This is a genomic window from Arthrobacter sp. YAF34 (assembly GCF_052113245.1).
Classification (GTDB): domain Bacteria; phylum Actinomycetota; class Actinomycetes; order Actinomycetales; family Micrococcaceae; genus Arthrobacter.
In genome coordinates this window covers 161,947-179,961 of record NZ_JBFRCV010000006.1, presented here as the reverse complement: position 1 = coordinate 179,961, position 18,015 = coordinate 161,947, and the positions used below count along the sequence as shown (strand labels likewise).

Below are 18,015 nucleotides of genomic sequence, written 5' to 3'. Positions count from 1 at the left end.
TGCCCGGCATATGACACCGGGATTGACCGCCGGCGGCACCCGGAGCGGCCGCCCGGAGCCGACTCTGGCCGCGGCGTAGGCTGTTGGCATGACGGCACAGCTTGAGCGGGAATTCGATGTCATTGTCATTGGTGCAGGCGCCGTGGGGGAAAATGTGGCGGACCGCGTGGTCCGCGGCGGCCTGACGGCGGTGCTGATCGAGGCCGAGCTGGTGGGCGGCGAGTGCTCCTACTGGGCCTGCATGCCGTCGAAGGCGCTCCTGCGTCCGGGCACCGCGCTGCACGGTGCACAAACTGTCCCCGGCGCCAAGGAAGCCGTCACGCGTACCCTGGACGCGGCCGCAGTCCTCAAGCGCCGGGACTACTTCACCTCGCAGTGGCAGGACGACGGCCAGGTGAAGTGGGTGGAGGAGACCGGGATCGAACTGATCCGCGGCCACGGCTGGATCACCGCTCCTCGCAAGGTGGCGGTGGCCGGCCTGGACGGCAACAGCTACGCGCTCACCGCCCGGCATGCCGTGGTGGTCGCCACCGGGTCCGCGCCCAATCAGCCGCCGATCGAGGGGCTTCACGACGTCGAGTACTGGACCACCCGGGAGGCGACCTCCGCCCACGCGGTCCCGGAGCGGCTTGCGGTACTCGGCGGCGGGGTGGCCGGCGTCGAGCTCGCCCAGGCTTACGCCCGCCTGGGCGCTGACGTGACGCTCGTGGCCCGCGGCGTCCTTCTGGGCGCCTTCCCGGAAGAAGCCGCCGAACTGGTCGCGGCCGGCCTGCGCGCCGACGGCGTCGACCTCCGGCTGCATACCGGCACGCGAAGCGTCAGCGAGAACGACGACGGCTCCCTCACCCTGGCGCTCGCCGGCGGGCCCGACGGCGCCCCGGCTACCGGCCCCGCCGCCACGGCGGCGGGCTCAAGTCTCACGGTGGACAAACTGCTCGTCACCACCGGCCGGCACCCGGCCCTCGAGGGGATCGGCCTGGACAGTGTCGGCCTTTCCGCACCCCAGGGTCAGACCCTGCGGCTCAGCACCGATTCCACCGGCCTAGTCCACCACGCGGCCGACAACGAGGCAGCCGGCAACCCGTGGCTCTACGCGGCGGGCGACGCCGCCGGCCGGGCCATGCTGACCCACCAGGGCAAGTACGGTGCCCGGGCCACCGGAGACGCCATCGCCGCACGGGCCAGGGGGGAACTCACCGGCGAGCCGGTCCCGTGGAGCCGCTTTGCCCAGACGGCCTACGACCACGCGGTGCCGAATGTGGTGTTCACCGACCCGGAGCTGGCGAACGTGGGCCGGACCCTGGCACTGGCGGAAAAAGACGGGTTCCGCGCCTCCACGGTGGAGCTCCCCATCCAGGTGGCGGGGTCCTCCCTGCACGCCGAGCACTACGAAGGCTGGGCGCAACTGGTCATCGACGAGGACCGCAAGGTGCTGCTGGGGGCCACGTTCGCCGGCCCGGATGTGGCAGAACTCCTCCACGCCGCCACCATTGCGGTGGTCGGGGAAGTTCCGCTGGACCGCCTCTGGCACGCCGTGCCGTCGTATCCGACCATCAGCGAGGTCTGGCTTCGCCTGCTGGAGGAGTACGGCCTCTGATCCTGCCGCGACCGGCCGCGCGGACTGCGGCCAGGGGCGCCGGGACGTCTGGTCCATCACATTCCGCCGATCTTATTTGAACTGACCAGTCAGTTTAGTTAGTCTTGAAGCAGACACCGTTTCTGCGAAAGGCCTGCTTTGCTCTGCGTACAACAGCTCTCCGTGACCGGCCGGCGGGACGACCTGCTGCCGCCCACCTCGCTGGAGGCCGCGCGGGGTGAACTCCTGCTCGTCGAAGGGTCCCGCCAGGACCAGCGGACGGCCCTGGCCCTGACCCTGAGCGGACGCATGCGCCCCAGCTCGGGCAACGTCAGCTGGGACGGCAATACCCGCATCAAGACCCTCCGGCAGGCGAGCGGCGTGGTCGACTCCCCCGGCGTCAACGAACCCGAGCAGCACCTCAGTGTCCGCGACCTCGTCACAGAGGACCTGGCCCTGATCCCGCGGCGCCACCGCGGCGCCCTGCGCAGCACCCCCTGGCTGCAGCTCAATAACTTCGAGGACCTCGCCGGGCTGTGGACCGAGCAGGTGCCCCCGGCCCGGCGGATCGAGCTCCTTACCGCGCTCGCCCTCGCCAATCCGGACACGGAACTCCTCGTGATGGACTCCCCAGACCGGCACAGCGGCGACCCCGCCGACTGGCTGCCGCGGCTGGAAGAACTGGCGCACGACGCCGGTCGGCCGCTCGCCGTCGTCGCCACCGTCACCCGCATTCCCGACGGCTGGGCCGGGCCCTCCGCCGCGATCGGCAATGCCGTCCCCGCGAGTGGGGAATACAGCGCGACGAGTGGGGAATACGGCGCCGGTGAACACCACGAGCTGCCGGCCAACCGCCCCGACCTGACCGACCCCTTACCTGAGACCCTCCTGACCGAAACCCTCCTACCCGAAACCGAGGACGCAAAGTGACTGTGCTGCGGCTGGCCCGCTCCGAGCTCAAACGCATGACCGGCGGGCTGCTGCCCAAGCTGACCATCCTGGCCCTGACCCTTGTCCCGTTGCTCTACGGCGCCGTGTATCTCTATGCGAACTGGGATCCGTACGGCAAGCTGAACCAGATCGATGCCGCCCTGGTCGTCCAGGACTCCGGCGCCGCGTCTGCCGACGGCACGCGGCTGGAGGCGGGCCGGAAGGTGGCCGACAGCCTGGTGGAGGGCCACGTCTTCAACTGGAAGACGGTCGCCAGCACCGAGGAAGCGGATCAGGGCGTCAGCAACGGCACGTACGCGTTCGCGCTGAAGATCCCGGCGGACTTTTCCGCGAACCTGGTCTCCCCCGGCAGCTTCGACGCCGCCAACCAGGCCATGCTCAACGTCACCACCAACGATGCCAACAACTACCTCCTGAGCACGATCGTGGACAAGCTCACCACCGCCGTGCACACGACGGTGGCCAAGGAGGTGGGCGAGGACACCGCGAACAAGCTCCTCACCGGGTTCGGCACCATCCATACCCAGATGCTCAAGGCCTCCGATGGCGCAGCCGGACTGGCCGACGGTGTTGCCCGGCTCCACGACGGCACCGTGACCCTGCATCAAGGCACCGGCGAGCTCAAGACCGGCACTGCCGAGCTCTACAACGGCGAGGTCAAGCTCCGGGACGGCGCCGCGTCCCTCAGCGCCGGGGCCGGCCAGCTGAGCAGCGGCCTCACCCAGCTCAAGGACAAGACGGCGGCCCTGCCCGCCAACGCCCAGCAGCTGGCCGACGGCGCCGCCCAGGTGGCGGCCGGCAACGCCGCGCTCAATACCCAGATGCAGGCCGTGCCGGGGCAGCTCGCAACCGCACAACAGGCCGCGCAGCAGGCCGCCGCGCAGGGCCAGCGGGCCCGGGTGGTGGCGTCCACCGGCCGGCTGGTCGCCAGCGGGGTCATCACCCAGGAGCAGGCCGACAAGGTCGTGGCCGACGTCGACGCCACGCCAGCGCCGCCCGCCGCGCCGTCCCCGGCCGCGGCCGCGTCCGCTGCCAAGCTGCAGGCCGCCGCCGCCCAGGTGCAGAAACTGTCCGACGGCGCCGCCGCCGTCAGCGCCGGCGCCTCGCAACTGGCCGGCGCCGCACCCGCTCTCAGCGACGCCGTCGCCAAGGCCTCCGCCGGGGCGGACCAGCTCGCCGGCGGCTCCGCTGCCCTCGCCGCCGGCCAGCAGAACGCCGTGGACGGCGCCGGCAAACTCGTGCAGGGGACCCAGAAACTCGACGACGGCGCGGCGCAGCTGGAGAGCGGCGCGGCCAAGGCCTCCGACGGCGCGGGAACGCTCGCCGGGGAACTCGCCCGGGGCGCCGGCAAGGTGCCCAATCCCGACGATGCCCAGAAGAACAGCCTCTCGAAGGTCATGGCCGACCCCGTCGCCGTCAGCAATGTCTCGCAGGCAAAGGCCGGGTCCTACGGCGCCGGGCTGGCGCCGTTCTTCCTCACGCTGGCCTTGTGGATCGGCATCTTCATGCTGGTGCAGGCGATGCGGCCGGTCACCCAGCGCGCGCTCGCCTCGAACGCGCCGGCCTGGAAGATTGCCGCCGGTGGCTGGCTCCCGTTCCTGGCGGTGTCCGCCGTCCAGGCGAGCCTGCTGACCCTGGTAGTGGACGTGGGGCTGGGACTGGACCCGGCCCACCCGGTGCTGATGTGGTTCCTCATGCTGGCGGCCGCGATGGCGTTCAGCGCAATCATCCAGGGCGTGGTGGCGCTCCTCGGCTCGCCCGGCAAGCTCGTGGTGCTGATCCTGCTGGTGCTCCAGCTGGTGTCCTCCGGCGGCACGTTCCCGTGGCAGACCACGCCCGAGCCGCTGCACGCGGTGCACCAGATCCTGCCGATGGGTTACGTGGTCAGCGGCATGCGGCACCTGATTTACGGTGCCGACCTCGCCATCATCCTGCCCACCATGCTGGGGCTGGTTGGCTACACGTTGCTGGGACTGGCAATGTCGACCGCAGCCGTCCGCAAGCACAAGTACTGGACCCTCAAGACACTGAAACCGGAGATCGCCGTATGACCACCAGCCCCAGCGGCGGCAGCACGGCAGGTTCCCCGGGCGCGGAGAAAAAGCTCCGTCCCGGCCGCACGAACGCCACGAAGCAGAAGCTGTTCGAGGCGTCCATGGATCTGATTGGCGAGCGCGGCGCGGCGGGCGTGACCGTCGACGAGATCGCCACCGCCGCCGGGGTGTCCAAGGGCACGGTGTACTACAACTTCGGCAGCAAGTCGGACCTGATTGCCCAGCTCCTGCGGCACGGGGTGGACATCCTCATGGCGCGGCTCCTGAGCGTCCGGGACGACTCCGCCGATCCCCTCACCGCCATGGAGGAGATGATCGGCCAGGCCATGGACTTCATGGCCGAGTACCCGTCCTTTGCCCGCCTCTGGGTCAGCGAAAACTGGCGGACCCCCAGCGAGTGGCAGGACACCTTCGCCGAGCTCCGCGGGCGGCTGCTCGCCGTGATCGGCTCGGCCATCGACGGCGTCGCCGCCGCCTATCCCGTGGACCCAGGGGTATCCCGGGGCAGCCTCGAAACGGCAATCTTCGGGGCCTGTTTCGTGGTGGGGCTGGACCGCCAGACCTACAACCCCGAGCGGACCAGGGAACAAAGCGTGGCGGCAATTATGGCCTCCATGCGCGGCTACGTCGTGAAGCAGCCGCACGCTCAGGCATGATTGTTCACATGCGTCACATGGGTATCAGCGGGAAAATCGCCATTCTGGCGTTCCTCGCCGCCCTGGCACTCCTGGTCCTGACCGGCATCACCCTGGCCGAGTGGGTGCTGGTGTGGTTCGTCGGGGCTTCCGCCACAGCCTATGTGGCCTGTGTCGCCGAGGTCGTGGTTCGGCGCCGGCACAAGACCCTGGCCGCGAGCGGGCTGGGCAGCACCCTGTTCATCGCCTTCGGGATCGCCTTCCTGCGCCAGTGGGGACTGGCTTTCAATCCGGATCCCAACGCCCTGTCCACCCGCGTCGATTCCGCGCATCCCGATTTGTACTTCTATCTCGCCGCGGCTGCCGGAGCCGTGACCCTGCTGCTGCTGTTCGCCGGCACGGTCCTGCCCGGCAGGAGCCGGGTGCGGCGTCCGGCCGCCTACGCCCAGCGACGCCGTCCGGCGCCCGTCCCGCGGGGCGCGTCCCGGTCCGCAGGCCCGCGGACGTCCGCGCCGCGTCCGGCGGCGCGTGGAGCTGCCACACGGGGAACTGCCGCACGGTCTGCGGTGCCGCGGACCGCTGCCCGGCCCGCCGCCACGCCACCGGTCAAGGCCGCCGCGAGGGTGGCGTCCGCCAAGTCGCCGGGGGCAAAGTCACCCGCCGGCGCACCCGCCCCCAAATCGACGCTCAAGCCGCCCGCAGCCAAGGCGCCTGCCCGGCCCTCGGTCCGCCGCTAGGCACATCGGCTCAGTCCGGTTCCGCGGCCCCGCGAACTTAGAGGTTCCGCGGACCGCCCTCCCGGGGTGCGGTATCCGGACCTTGCGCGGTGTCGGTACCGGGCAGATCCTCACGGCTTCGCTGTTCGCCGGAAAGGGGCTCACCGGGAACGGGCTCGGCAGCACGGGGCTCACCGGCAAGAGGCTCGGCAGCACGGGGTTCACCGGGAATGGCCTCGGCGGGAGCGGGGCCGCCGGCCGCCGTATCGGACCGCGGTTTCTCGCCGGCCGGAGTGACCCCCGCCGCGGCGTCGCGTTCGGACGTGACCACGTCCGGGTCCAGTTCGTCGGCCTCACGCAGCTGTTCCTGCGCGCCGGAGCGGACCTTTTCGGCCTCTGCCTGGCTGCCGCGGGCTTCCTCCCGCAGGCGCTCGGCCTCGAGTTCGGCCTGCTTCGCGTCGGCCTCGGCTTTTGCCGCCTGCGCCTCACGTTCCCGCGCGGCGAAATCGTCTGCCTTGGCCTGTTCCCGCATCTCGGCGGCGCGGTTGCGGTCCGCGGCCACCTTGCGCCTGCGGCTGACCATGACTGCCACCGCGATGATTGCCAGCACTACGACGATGCCGACGATGATTCCAATGAGCTGCCCTGAATCCACGTTGATCCACCATTTCTCTTAGGTTGTACTAGCTGCCCCGAACCACAGGAAAAACAACATCATCAAACAGGAACAGTAAACCGCAGAATGGGGCCCGTAGCTATGGGGCCGGGACGGACGTCCGCCCAGCTCGGCGGCTATTTGGCGCGGGGGACCTTGAAGTGGGTCAACCTGGCGTCCTGGCCGTCGAGTTCGGCCCAGGTCTTCTCCGTTTCCAGGATTGTCAGCCCGCTGGTCGGATAGCGGGTGGCGGCGTCCATGTACGCATCGTGGTCGGAATCGCGCGACGCCAGGTGCATGGCGAGATCCTGGACCCCGGGCATGTGCGAGATCACCATCAGCGTGTTCACGGTGTCCGGGACATGGTTGATCACCGCCAGCATGCGCGAGGCAGACGCGGCATACAGGCCGTCCTCGAGCTTCGGCGTCGGCGCTTTGTCGCCGAGCGCGTGGCAGACCCATGTGCAGGTCTGGCGGGTCCGGAGGGCGCTGGAGCAGAGGATGAAGTCAGGGACCACGCCGTGCTTGAGCAGCCATTTTCCGGCGACGGGGGCGTCCTTATGGCCGCGCTCTTCGAGCGGCCGCTCGTGGTCGGCAACCCCGCCGGGCCAGTCGGCCTTGGCGTGCCTCATGATCACCAGCCGTTTGATGTGATGCGCGCTCATGCCCCAATCCTAGTGCGGCGGCTGGTCCCGGGCGTCCACCTGTGACCGCCTCTAAAGCTTCCGGAAACGCAGAAGCGCCCGCCCCTGCTGAAGGGGACGGACGCTTTGCGTGAGCCAGAGGCTAGATGGAGTATTCCGGAGCGGCCCAGACCACAACCTCGGGGTGCTCGTAAAAGCGGTAGCCCTGGCCTCGGACGGTGCGCACCGTGTTGGCGAGGCGGCCGAGCTTGGAACGCAGGCGGCGGATGTGGACGTCGATGGTCCGCTCGTTCGGGACCTCCTCCGCGTTCCGCCAGAGGCCTTCGAGGAGTTCGTCGCGGCCCACGGTGCGGGTGCCGTTCTCCACGAGGTAGTTCAGGAGCTCGAATTCCTTGAACGTCAGGTTCAGCGATTCGCCGTCGAGGTGCACTTCACGGCGGGCGAGGTCGATCAGCACTCCGGACGGCCGCGGGTCCTGCGGCTGCTGCAGGCGCGCCGTCTCGGCGCGCTGGCGGGCGGCGGCGGTGGGGTCACCGAAGGTCGAGCGTACGACGTCGAGCGCGGACCCCGGGGCACTGGCCGGCGCGACGGCGACGGCAGCGTAGCTTTCGGCCCCGGCGACGAGGGACTGTGCGTAAGCCCGGATCTCCTGGGCCAGCTTGGCAATCGAGGTGCCGGCCGCAGCGGCAGTTTCCTCGTCAATCCCCATGTAGAGGACGAAGCCGCGGGCGACGTTGTCAGTAGGGGCAGGACGGACGGGCCCGGCGCCGCCAGGGGCAATGACGGGCGTGGGCGCCGTGGCCGGGGCGGCCGGAACGGCGCGGAGCTGGCCATAGGAGTCAGGGTTGTACCCCTGGGCTGCATATCCGGGAGCCGGAAAGCTGCCGGCGGATCCGGCGGGGCCGAATGCTGAGCGGCCGCCGAAGCCCTGGCGGATGCCGGGGGCCTGGGCGGCCTTGCTGGCGTTACGGACGGAGATGTGGACGTATCCGGATGCAACTGACATGGAATGCTTACCTCAATGTGAATGGCCGTCATCGCGGCTCGAATGCTACTTTCCCCGCAATGAAAACTGGGGAGGGGCGCCCGACTCTGGGCTAGGGGCGAATGCCTAGAAACTCTTGGGGTGTAAAAGTTAGGCGTGCATTCGACAACAACGCGTCTCGGTGTCAGCAGGTGCGCTGATCCAGGAAGCTGCGGCTGCAGGTGCTGTTGAGTTCTTGTTCACAATGGAAGTGTGCAACGTAACAATACGAACTTGCAAGTAACAATGGACCCCCGGTTCCACATAGTGAGACAGAAAGCGGGATTGTAGCGCAAGTCACAATTCTGGCGCATCAATAAAATAACAAGTGTTTTTCCGATCCGACCGCCAAGTAACCGTTTCATCCGAATATTGTTCGGCAAAAGGCGGCCAGTTCGGCAAACTTATTCACAGCATGGCAAATTGGGAAAAACCTGGACCCTGCCCCGCCGCCGGCAGAACGTCCACGGAGTGGTCATGGCCGCCGGACCCACCGGATCCGGCGGGATAACCGCCGCGGATGTGTCAGTTGGTCTGGCCGGTGGAGGTCCCCGCCACGACCATCACGGATGAAGCCGTGTAGCCGGAGCCGTCCTTGGTCGCCACGATCCGCACCGTCCCCCCGGCGACGATGTCCGCCACGCTCAACTGGGTGCCCGTGCCGCCGCCGGTCTGCTGGCGGCGCAGCTGCAGATTGCTCACCACCACGTCGCTGCCCAGCGCATAGCTGCGCGTGAACCCGTCGCTGCTCTTGACCGTGACGGAGGATGAACTGACGTCGCTCACCGTGCCGACCTGCTCTGCCATGGCGGTGTACGTACTGCCCTGCAGCACCACGTAGTCGGCATGCACTGCCGCGGAAAGCCCGCCGCCCATGCCGCCGGCGGCGAAGTCACCACGGCCGCCTTGCCCGGGCATCCCGCCGGCCGCGGATCCTCCCTGTGCAGACCCGGGCATCCCCGGCGCGAAGCCCTGGCCGCCGGCGCCTTGCCCTCCGGCCCCACCGCCTGGTGCGCCGAGCGCCGTGCCATCGGCTGACGCCGAACTTGAACTGAGGGCGTAGACCCCCACGCCGGCGCCGACCGCCAGCACTGCCGCGGCCCCGGCAACCGCGAGTCCGCGCCGGAGCGTCCAGGGCTTGGTCGCGCCGGGTGACCTGGGGAAGGCTCCCGGCGCACCCCAGCCTGCTGCGGCCGTGGGCGCGGGCGGCTCCTGCCGCGGCATGCCCCAGCCCGGTGCCGGCGCGGGATATGTCGACGGCGGGGGCGGTGCGCCCCAGCCGGAGGCGGGCGCGGGCGCCAGAGTGGCGCCGGCGTCCTCGTCGTTGTACCTGCCGTCGCTGTACCCAGCGTTGTGCTGCCCTACCCCGTGGAGCGTGTTCACTGGCGCGGGCGCTGGGGTGGCGCCGGGGACGGATTCGGGACCTGGTCCGGAACCGGTTCCGGGATGCTGACCGCTCATGATGTTTCTCCTTCAGGGTGCCGTTCGATGTTCACCCCAGAGTGCTGAGCGATCCTGTGCCTGGGCTGTGCGGGCCGACAGCCGGGCCTGTGACCTTCAGTCAGGGCCCGAAGACCGGCTGGAAGTTTCGCAAGAGGAGGCCGCCTGGCCGCGGAGAGGCGTCCAGCTCGCTAGGCTGGGATTCACAGGTGCCGCACAGGGTCCCCAAAGCCCCGCCTAACCGGCAGATCGGAGAGTTGTCCCATGGCCACTTCGCACTCCATGACCAACAACCTTCCCCAGCTCGCGCATCCGGACGGCTCCCCCATCCGGGCGCTGGTGGTAGATGATGAGCCCAGCCTCTCCGAGCTCATGAGCATGGGCCTGCGGATGGCCGGCTGGTCCGTGGCCGTGGCGGCCGACGGACCCGAAGCGGTCCGGCTCGCCAAGGAATTCCGCCCCGACGTGCTGGTCTTGGACGTCATGCTCCCCGGGTTCGACGGCGTCGAGCTGCTGAGCAGGATCCGCGCGTTTGCGCCGGAGGTCCCTGCCCTCTTCCTGACGGCCAAAGATGCCGTCCAGGACCGCATTACCGGGCTTGCCGCCGGCGGCGATGACTACGTCACGAAGCCCTTCAGTATGGAGGAGGTCCTGCTGCGCCTGCACCGGCTGGTCCAGCGCTCCGGGGTGGCCGCCATGGACACGGCCGAGCTCGTGGTGGGGGACCTGGTGCTTAACGTGGACACCCGCGAAGTCTCCCGGGCCGGCGAGGAACTGCACCTGACCGCCACGCAGTTCGAACTGCTGCGCTACCTCATGGAAAACCCCAAACGGGTCATCAGCAAGGCCCAGATCCTGGACCGGGTCTGGGATTACGACTTCGGCGGCCAGGCGAACATCGTGGAACTGTACATCTCCTACCTGCGCAAGAAGCTCGATGCCAACCATGCGCCCATGATTCATACGGTGCGCGGCGCCGGCTACGTCCTGAAGCCGGCGGACTGATCCGTGCCCTCCCTTTCCGGCGTAATCCGCGCCCCCGGGCGGGATTGGCGCAACCCCTCCACATGGCATTTGCGCACCCGACTCGTCCTCGTCGCCATGGCACTGCTCGTGGCGATCTGCGGCGCCGTAGGACTGTTCAGCTACGCCTCCATGGACCTTTTCCTCACCCGGCAGCTCGATGACCAGCTCAGCAGCGCTTCCCACCGCTCGGTCGAGTTCGGCCGGCCTGGACCCGGCAACTCCGGCGGCCGCCGCGACCCCCTTGATGCCCGGGGGCAGGGCGTCGGGATGCTCAATGCCCGGCTGGAGGACGGCGAGGTCAGCAGCGCCGGATTCCTGGCCGGGGACGCAACCCTCGAGAGCCTCTCCCGCGCCGACAACGCGGTCCTGTTGGCGCTCTCCCCGAACGCCGTGCCCGTGGACCGGACTCTCTCGGCCGGCGCGTACCGGCTCACGGCCGTGCGCGCACCGTACGGCGACGTGATCGTCACGGGACTTCCCCTGGCCGAAAAGGAAAGCACCCTGGCCTCGCTCGTCTGGACCATGGTGGTGGTGTCCGCCGGCGGGCTCGTGCTGATCGGCCTCGCCGGAACGGCCCTGATCCGGCGGACCATGAAGCCGCTGGAACAGCTCTCCGAGGTTGCCACCAAGGTCTCCCGCCTCCCGCTGGACGCCGGGGAGGTGGCACTCGGGGTGCGCGTCCCGGCGTCGGCGGCCCATCCCGGAACGGAAGTGGGCAGCGTGGGCTACGCGCTGAACAAGATGCTGGACAACGTCTCCAATGCGCTCGAGGCGCGGCAGGAGAGCGAGATGAAGGTGCGGCAGTTCGTCGCCGACGCCTCGCACGAACTCCGCACCCCGCTCACGGCCATCCGCGGCTACACGGAGCTGATGCGGATGACCGAGCATTTCACGCCCGACGGCGAGAAATCCCTCGCCCGCGTGCAAAGCCAGTCCGAGCGGATGACCACGCTCGTGGAGGACCTGCTGCTGCTGGCCCGACTGGACGAGGGGCAACCGCTCAAGATCGCCGACGTCGACCTCACCCAGCTGGCCGTCGAAACGGTGAGCGATGAGAAAGTCATGGCCCCGGACCGCATCTGGCAGCTGGAACTCCCGGACGAGCCCGTGGTGGTCCGCGGTGATGCGAGCCAGCTTCACCAGGTCCTGGCCAACCTCCTGTCCAATGCGCGCAAGCACACGGAACCCGGGACCACGGTGGTCACGGGCGTCATGCGTTCGGCTGACGGCAGCGCCGTGGTCACCGTGACGGATAACGGCAGCGGCATCGCCCCCGAATTCATCGGGCGTGTCTTCGCCCGCTTTGCCCGGGCCGACGCCTCGCGTTCCAATCCGGCGGTCACCGCGCAGCCCGCGGTCGCGACGGCGGGGGCCCGGGCCGGCTCCGCTGCCAGGCCCCGCGCGGGCAGTGCTTCCGCCGCCGTTTCCGGCAACCAGAGCGGGGCGGGCAGCGGTGCCGCGCCAACCTCCGAGGGAACGAGCGGGTTGGGCTTGTCCATCGTCCAGTCGATCGTGCATGCCCACGGGGGCACCGTCGAGGTCACCTCGCGGCCCGGGCGGACGGAGTTCGCCGTACGGCTGCCGGCGGCTCCGCCGTCGGCCTAGCCGCCCACGGCAGCGCCCGCCGCCCCCGGAGCGCCGGTACATCGGGCGCAAGGCGACACCCCGCCGATGTGACTGCTGTTACCCAAATGTGACTTAAGCGTCGAGGTCCTGTAGCGTTTTGGGAGTGCGCTGCCATCGGTGCCGCACATCCGGATGGACGCCAAACTCTGCCGCTTCCCGGATTCCGATTGACCAGGCAGAGGCGGGGGACCCAGAGTTCCCGGGCATTCTGCACACACGCGCCCTTGGGGTGAAGCCGACACGTGACTTTCCGTGCGGCCGGATGACCTCATCCGAACCCGACAGCTAACTCCGCAGGCGTTGAGAGGCAATCATGACTGAACTCAACGTACAAACGCGCCCTGAGGGCGTTTCGCATTCCCACGCCGCCAGGTCCCGCCACCGCGCCGAACCGGCCAAGCAGGCGTCCGCCCTGTCCCGGCTGGCCGCCGGGCTCGGCATCACCGGCCACCGTGCGGCCATCGTCACGGTCGCCGGCGCACTGCTGGTGGGGGGCGGCGCTGCCAGCCAGGCGGCAGAGCCCGGCGCCCACACCGCCAATGTTGCGGGCGCCGAATCCGTCACGAGCGTGGACCCGCTGGCCAAGCTCAACTTCGAACGCATCCAGGTGACTGGGTCCACGACGCCGCCGAACAGCGCCGTGGTGTCCAAGGCTCCGGAGGCCAAGCCGGCCGCAGCACCGGCGCCGGCCGCTCACGCAGCCGCACCGGCAAAGGCCAGCCCCGCGGCGCCCGCCCGTCCGGCGGCACCTGTCCACGCAGCGGCGCCGGTCCCCGCGGCGGCACCGGTCGCCGTCGACGACCCCTCCGGCGCGCAGGCCTACGCCGCGGCCCGACTGGGCAGCTATGGCTGGGCACCGGGGCAGATGCAGTGCCTGCAGAAGCTCTGGACCAAGGAATCGGACTGGAAGACCACCGCCACGAACGCCAGCAGCGGCGCCTACGGCGTGGTCCAGTCGCTGCCCGCCTCGAAAATGGCGAGCGCCGGGGCCGACTACATGACCAACTACCGGACCCAGATCAATTGGGGCCTGAACTACGTCAAAACGCGGTACGGCTCCCCCTGCGGCGCTCTGGACTTCCACTACGCGCACAACTGGTACTAAGCCGGCATCAGCCAGCCCCTCCCAGAAGGCCCAGGATCCACATGGATCCGGGGCCTTCTGTGCGTGACTGTTTAACCGAAGATGGACCTCCCCCGACCGCGCGGAGGAATCGCGCTCAGCGCCTCGTCTCGTACCTGGTGATGACCACGCCGCCGGGAAGCGTCCGCGTCTCCACCTGGTTCAGGTTCACCCAGCTGTCCAGCGAGGTGAAGAACGGAGTGCCGCCGCCCACCAGGACCGGATGGGTGACTAGCACGTATTCGTCGATCAGCCCGGCCCGCATAGCCGCCCCGGCGAGCGTTGCGCCGCCGATGCTCATCGTGCCGCCGTCGCCGGCCTTGAGCCGGGTGATCTCGGCGATCGCGTCGCCGGTGACCAGGCGGGCGTTCCAGTCGACCTTGTCGATCGTCGAGGAGAACACCACCTTCGGCGTGTCCCGCCAGTTCCGCGCGAACTCGATCTCCGCCGGGGTGGCGTTGGGCTGCTGGTCGCCGGTCGGCCAGAAGGAGCTCATGGTCTCCCAGAGCTTGCGGCCGTACAGCGACAGGCTGCTAGCCCGCTCCTGGTCGAGCCACCACTGGAACAGTTCATCGCTCGGCTCGCTCCAGCCGATGTCGTCGCCGGCCGCGGCGATGTAGCCGTCCAGGGTCAGATTCATGCCGTAGATCAGTCTCCGCACGGCGCCAGCCTTCCGTCTCGTCGAGCACCACCGTGTCCCCGTCCTCGATGATCCGCGGGCCGATCTCGGGTTAGCTCCATTCGGACCCGAATCGACGACGGTGAACGGAGCCGGCCCGGAAAGGCCGCGGCGGTCACTCATGGTTCGCATTCTCGTGCGCGGGGCATCACTGGTCAACCGTCCCCGGACAGCCGCTCCAGTAACTCTGGAATCACCGGGCCGGATCGGCCGGACTTCCACAGCACCCGCACAGCTTGACCCTAAAGCCCTCATATGGGGCGACGGGACAGTTGAGCCATGACGTTCACAGACCAGGCCCCAGGAACCCAGCCCCACTCCGCGGAGACGCCGGCCGGCCCGGCTGCACCCGCCACACACTCCGGGCCCTCGCCGTCCGGACTCGCTTTGGCCGACGCGCCCGCCCCGGGACCGTCCGCCGCGGCCGTCGCCGGCCCGCGTAGCCGGCGAAACGCCATCGACACGCGAACCGCCATACCGGTGCTGGACGTCACCATCCCGGTGTTCAACGAGGAACGGGACCTCGAAGCCTGCCTGCGCAGGCTCCACGCCTACCTTCTCGGTTCCTTCCCGCACCCGTTCCGGATCACGGTGGCTGACAACGCCAGCACCGATGGAACTCTCAAGACGGCCGAACGCGTAGCCCGCGAGCTCCGCGAGGTGACCGTGGTCCACATGGCTGAAAAAGGCCGCGGCAACACGCTCCGCAAAGTGTGGCTCGCCTCGCCGTCGCCGGTCCTGGCGTACATGGATGTTGACCTTTCCACCGATCTGGCGGCACTCGGGCCCCTCCTTGCCCCGCTCATTTCAGGGCACTCCGACCTGGCGATCGGGACCCGGCTGACCCGCAACTCACGCGTGGTCCGCGGACCCAAACGGGAATTCATCTCGCGCAGCTATAACTTCATGCTGCAGTCCCTCCTGGGCGCGCACTTCAGCGACGCCCAGTGCGGCTTCAAGGCCATCCGGGCGGACGTAGCCCGGCAGCTGCTCCCCCACACCCTGGACAACGCCTGGTTCTTCGACACCGAGCTGCTGGTCCTGGCCGAAAAGTGCGGCCTGCGCGTCCACGAAGTCCCGGTGGACTGGACCGACGATCCGGATTCCAGCGTGGACATCGTCCAGACGGCCCTCGCGGATCTGCGCGGCATGGCACGGCTGAGCAGGGATCTTGTCTCCGGCCGGATCCCCGTCCCAGAACTGCGCGCCGCCCTGGCACGCGGTCCACTTCCCGCCTCCTCACGGGCCCAGGAGCAAAGCGCCGGGGGAAGCCTGTTCGGACAGCTCGTCCGCTTCGGCAGCATCGGGGTGGCCTCCACGCTCGCGTACCTGCTGATCTTCCTGCTCTGCCGCGGAATCATGGACCCGCAACTGGCAAATTTCCTCGCGTTGCTCACCACCGCCGTGGCCAACACCGCGGCCAACCGGCGCTTCACCTTCGGCATCCAGGGCAGCAGCCAGGCGGCCCGGCACCACTTCGAGGGACTGCTGGTCTTCGGCATCGGACTGGCCCTGACCTCGGGCGCGCTCACCCTGGTCCACGGCGCTTCGGCCGGAACCCCGGACCGCTGGCTGGAACTCGTCACCGTCACGGCCGCCAATCTGGCCGCTACGGCCGTCAAATTCCTGCTCTTCCGGCTGGTGGTCTTCCGCGGCCGGCCCGCCGACACTGCTCCGGCGTCCGGCGCCCCCGACGCATCTCTCCCCCGCACAGAAACGGCCAAGTAAATGACCTCAACCATCAGCCCCACCGCCGGAGCCCAGGCTGACTCCCCCGCCGGCAGCCCGCCGGCAGTCCGTGATTCGTCCGGGACGGCATTCGGGGCGCCCGCATCCCGGCCGCCCACAATCCTGAACCGCCGGGAACGGCTGCTCTTCGGACCGCAGCCGCGGTGGGTGCGGCCCTCGGCAGCTCTGCTGTTAGTGGCCACCGCGGTGTTGTACCTGTGGAACCTGGAAGCCACGGGCTACGGCAACTCCTTCTACGCCGCGGCGATCCAGGCAGGGACCAAGGACTGGACCGCGCTGCTCTTCGGATCGCTCGACGCCGGGAACGCCATCACGGTGGACAAGCCGCCCGCCGCCCTGTGGATCCCTGCCCTCGCGGGGCGGCTCTTCGGCTTCTCGGCGTTGAGCATGCTCATTCCCCAGGCACTCATGGGGGTAGCCGCCGTCGGGCTTCTCTACCTGACCGTCAAGCGGGTGTCCGGGCCGGCGGCTGGCCTGCTGGCCGGCGGCGCCCTGGCGCTGACCCCCGTGGCCGCCCTCATGTTCCGGTTCAACAACCCCGACGCCATGCTCACCCTGTGCCTGGTGCTGGCGGCCTACCTCACCACCCGCGCCGTCGAGAAGGCCGGCTGGACATGGCTCGCCGCGGCCGGCGCGGTGATCGGCCTGGCGTTCCTGACCAAGATGCTGCAGGGTTTCCTGATTGTGCCCGGGCTTGCCCTGGCCTACCTGTGGGCGGCCCCCACCACCCTGGGCCGCCGGCTCCTGCACCTGCTGGCCGCCGCCGGAGGGATCGCCGTCGTGGCCGGAAGCTACATCGTCCTGTTCCAGCTGACCCCGGCCTCGGCCCGGCCGTACATGGCCGGCTCGGAGACCAACAGCTTCCTGGAACTCACGTTCGGCTACAACGGCCTGGGCCGCATCACGGGGTCCGGCGGAGGCATGCCCGCCGGAGGCACCATGGGCGGCATCGGAGGCCCGGGCGGCAACGGTAACGTCGGCTTCGGCGGCGCGGCCGGGATCACCCGGATGTTCGGCACCAGCTTCGGCGGCGAGGTGTCCTGGTTCCTGCCGGCGGCCCTGATCCTGCTGGCCGCCGGCCTGTGGTTCACCAGGCGCGAGGCGAGGACCTCGAAAACCCGGGCGGCGCTCCTGCTGTGGGGCGGCTGGCTGGTGGTCACGGCCGGGATCTTCAGCTTCATGAGCGGCACCGTGCATCCGTACTACGCCGTGGCGCTGGCCCCCGCGGTCGCAGCCCTGTCCGGCATCGGGTCCGTGGAACTGTGGCGGGGCCGCGCCTACTGGCCGGCGCGGACTGTCCTGGCCGTGACGGTGCTCGCCACCTCGGTCTGGTCCGCCGCGCTCCTGGGCCGCGACCCGTCCTGGCTCCCCGGGCTCCGGGTGCTCACCGTGGTCCTGGGCCTCCTGGCCGCCGCGGCGCTGCTGCTCCCGCTCGTGGCCGGCGCGAACACCCTGTCGGCGGTTCCGGCGCGGCTCCGCAAGGCCGCCACCGCCGGCGTCGTGGTTCTCTCCCTGCTGGCCGGCGGACTCGGCAGCACCGCGTGGACGTTGGCGACGGCGGCCCAGCCGCACTCCGGTTCGATCCCCACGTCCGGGCCCACCGCGTCGGCGATGGGCGGCGGGTTCGGGGCGGCAGGCAGGGCATTCGGCGACCGCGCGAACGCCGGCACGTCCGGCGCCTCCTCAGGAGGCGGACCCAGCGGACCGGGCGAAGCAACGGCCTCGGCCGAGCTGACAGCGCTGCTGAAGTCTTCCAACGCCAAGTGGTCCGCGATTGTCTCCGGCGCCACCCAGGCCGCCAGCCTGGAACTCGCCACGGGCACCAGCGTGATCGCGCTCGGCGGCTGGAATGGCGGCGACCCCTACCCCACGCTCGCACAGTTCCAGGCGATGGTGGACCGCGGCGAGATCGGCTACTTCATTTCCGGCGGCGGTATGGGCGGCATGGGCGGGGGCCGCGGCGGCAACTCCGAGGTCGCCACCTGGGTCGCGGCCAACTATCAGGCCCAGACCGTGGGCAACGCCACCGTCTACAAGCTGGGGGCGTAGACGGCCATGACTGGCACCCTGGGACCGCGCTCCGGCGAAACACCTGCCCCTACGCTGAGTCCTACTCG

At 69.6% G+C, this 18,015-nt stretch carries 15 protein-coding genes and 1 riboswitch; of the genes, 10 read left to right on the top strand and 5 right to left on the bottom strand.

Annotated elements, in window-relative coordinates; translation table 11 throughout:
• Nucleotides 1-88 precede the first annotated feature (88 nt).
• The 5 genes from AB4Y72_RS09675 (at nucleotide 89) to AB4Y72_RS09655 (ending at nucleotide 5,953) form a co-directional block, all read left to right on the top strand.
• Nucleotides 89-1,597 carry a dihydrolipoyl dehydrogenase family protein gene (locus tag AB4Y72_RS09675; protein ID WP_441425947.1) on the top strand — a complete coding sequence of 503 codons (1,509 nt, stop codon included), beginning with the start codon at nucleotides 89-91 and terminating at the stop codon, nucleotides 1,595-1,597.
• 138 nt (nucleotides 1,598-1,735) lie between these two features.
• Entirely contained in the window at nucleotides 1,736-2,506 is a 771-nt protein-coding gene (locus tag AB4Y72_RS09670) for an ABC transporter ATP-binding protein (RefSeq protein ID WP_441425946.1), read from the top strand.
• Nucleotides 2,503-4,578 (top strand): YhgE/Pip family protein, encoded by a 2,076-nt coding sequence (locus AB4Y72_RS09665; protein ID WP_441425945.1) that lies wholly within the window; start codon nucleotides 2,503-2,505, stop codon nucleotides 4,576-4,578. Before AB4Y72_RS09670 ends, AB4Y72_RS09665 begins: the two co-directional genes overlap by 4 nt.
• Complete coding sequence (locus AB4Y72_RS09660; protein WP_441425944.1) at nucleotides 4,575-5,237, top strand: TetR/AcrR family transcriptional regulator; 663 nt, start codon at nucleotides 4,575-4,577, stop codon at nucleotides 5,235-5,237. The genes AB4Y72_RS09665 and AB4Y72_RS09660 overlap by 4 nt, the downstream gene beginning before the upstream one ends.
• Nucleotides 5,238-5,245: 8 nt before the next feature.
• Nucleotides 5,246-5,953 (top strand): hypothetical protein, encoded by a 708-nt coding sequence (locus AB4Y72_RS09655; protein WP_441425943.1) that lies wholly within the window; start codon nucleotides 5,246-5,248, stop codon nucleotides 5,951-5,953.
• A 37-nt stretch (nucleotides 5,954-5,990) separates the two neighbouring features.
• Here AB4Y72_RS09655 and AB4Y72_RS09650 read toward each other — a convergent pair whose 3' ends face one another.
• The 4 genes from AB4Y72_RS09650 to AB4Y72_RS09635 form a co-directional block, all read right to left on the bottom strand.
• Nucleotides 5,991-6,587, bottom strand: a complete 597-nt coding sequence (locus AB4Y72_RS09650; RefSeq protein ID WP_441425942.1) for a hypothetical protein — start codon at nucleotides 6,585-6,587, stop codon at nucleotides 5,991-5,993.
• Between the two features lie 137 nt (nucleotides 6,588-6,724).
• Nucleotides 6,725-7,252, bottom strand: coding sequence for a SixA phosphatase family protein (locus tag AB4Y72_RS09645; RefSeq protein ID WP_441425941.1), 528 nt, complete (start codon nucleotides 7,250-7,252; stop codon nucleotides 6,725-6,727).
• Nucleotides 7,253-7,373: 121 nt separating this feature from the next.
• Entirely contained in the window at nucleotides 7,374-8,237 is an 864-nt protein-coding gene (locus tag AB4Y72_RS09640; RefSeq protein WP_441425940.1) for a winged helix-turn-helix domain-containing protein, read from the bottom strand.
• A gap of 543 nt (nucleotides 8,238-8,780) precedes the next feature.
• The gene (locus AB4Y72_RS09635) at nucleotides 8,781-9,716 is read right to left on the bottom strand and encodes a hypothetical protein (protein ID WP_441425939.1); all 936 of its coding nucleotides are present in this window, start codon (nucleotides 9,714-9,716) and stop codon (nucleotides 8,781-8,783) included.
• A 243-nt stretch (nucleotides 9,717-9,959) separates the two neighbouring features.
• On the opposite strand from AB4Y72_RS09635, the gene AB4Y72_RS09630 reads away from it, so the two are divergent.
• The 3 genes from AB4Y72_RS09630 to AB4Y72_RS09620 all read left to right on the top strand — a co-directional run bounded on the left by AB4Y72_RS09630 (nucleotide 9,960) and on the right by AB4Y72_RS09620 (nucleotide 13,452).
• A complete protein-coding gene (locus AB4Y72_RS09630) occupies nucleotides 9,960-10,700 on the top strand; it encodes a response regulator transcription factor (protein ID WP_441425938.1) in 741 nt (246 codons plus the stop codon).
• Between the two features lie 3 nt (nucleotides 10,701-10,703).
• Complete coding sequence (locus AB4Y72_RS09625) at nucleotides 10,704-12,326, top strand: HAMP domain-containing sensor histidine kinase (protein ID WP_441425937.1); 1,623 nt, start codon at nucleotides 10,704-10,706, stop codon at nucleotides 12,324-12,326.
• 165 nt (nucleotides 12,327-12,491) lie between these two features.
• Nucleotides 12,492-12,661: riboswitch (cyclic di-AMP (ydaO/yuaA leader) on the top strand.
• Nucleotides 12,661-13,452 (top strand): hypothetical protein, encoded by a 792-nt coding sequence (locus tag AB4Y72_RS09620; RefSeq protein ID WP_441425936.1) that lies wholly within the window; start codon nucleotides 12,661-12,663, stop codon nucleotides 13,450-13,452. It overlaps the preceding riboswitch by 1 nt.
• 115 nt (nucleotides 13,453-13,567) lie before the next feature.
• On the opposite strand, the gene AB4Y72_RS09615 is transcribed toward AB4Y72_RS09620, so the two are convergent.
• Nucleotides 13,568-14,131: a dihydrofolate reductase family protein gene (locus AB4Y72_RS09615; protein ID WP_441425935.1), complete on the bottom strand. Its 564-nt coding sequence runs from the start codon at nucleotides 14,129-14,131 to the stop codon at nucleotides 13,568-13,570.
• 297 nt (nucleotides 14,132-14,428) lie between these two features.
• Here AB4Y72_RS09615 and AB4Y72_RS09610 point away from each other — a divergent pair, with 297 nt between their 5' ends.
• Together AB4Y72_RS09610 and AB4Y72_RS09605 are read left to right on the top strand one after the other, a co-directional pair.
• Nucleotides 14,429-15,877 carry a glycosyltransferase gene (locus AB4Y72_RS09610; protein WP_441425934.1) on the top strand — a complete coding sequence of 483 codons (1,449 nt, stop codon included), beginning with the start codon at nucleotides 14,429-14,431 and terminating at the stop codon, nucleotides 15,875-15,877.
• A complete protein-coding gene (locus tag AB4Y72_RS09605; protein ID WP_441425933.1) occupies nucleotides 15,878-17,947 on the top strand; it encodes a glycosyltransferase family 39 protein in 2,070 nt (689 codons plus the stop codon).
• Nucleotides 17,948-18,015: the final 68 nt, after the last annotated feature.

What these genes read in the sequence shown, in the direction of transcription:
- AB4Y72_RS09655 (WP_441425943.1), top strand. Translation starts at nt 5,246, where the DNA reads ATGCGTCACATGGGTATCAGCGGGAAAATCGCCATTCTGGCGTTCCTC.
- AB4Y72_RS09610 (WP_441425934.1), top strand. Translation starts at nt 14,429, where the DNA reads ATGACGTTCACAGACCAGGCCCCAGGAACCCAGCCCCACTCCGCGGAG.
- AB4Y72_RS09640 (WP_441425940.1), bottom strand. Translation starts at nt 8,237, where the DNA reads ATGTCAGTTGCATCCGGATACGTCCACATCTCCGTCCGTAACGCCAGC.
- AB4Y72_RS09675 (WP_441425947.1), top strand. Translation starts at nt 89, where the DNA reads ATGACGGCACAGCTTGAGCGGGAATTCGATGTCATTGTCATTGGTGCA.
- AB4Y72_RS09620 (WP_441425936.1), top strand. Translation starts at nt 12,661, where the DNA reads ATGACTGAACTCAACGTACAAACGCGCCCTGAGGGCGTTTCGCATTCC.
- AB4Y72_RS09630 (WP_441425938.1), top strand. Translation starts at nt 9,960, where the DNA reads ATGGCCACTTCGCACTCCATGACCAACAACCTTCCCCAGCTCGCGCAT.
- AB4Y72_RS09635 (WP_441425939.1), bottom strand. Translation starts at nt 9,716, where the DNA reads ATGAGCGGTCAGCATCCCGGAACCGGTTCCGGACCAGGTCCCGAATCC.
- AB4Y72_RS09660 (WP_441425944.1), top strand. Translation starts at nt 4,575, where the DNA reads ATGACCACCAGCCCCAGCGGCGGCAGCACGGCAGGTTCCCCGGGCGCG.
- AB4Y72_RS09645 (WP_441425941.1), bottom strand. Translation starts at nt 7,252, where the DNA reads ATGAGCGCGCATCACATCAAACGGCTGGTGATCATGAGGCACGCCAAG.
- AB4Y72_RS09605 (WP_441425933.1), top strand. Translation starts at nt 15,878, where the DNA reads ATGACCTCAACCATCAGCCCCACCGCCGGAGCCCAGGCTGACTCCCCC.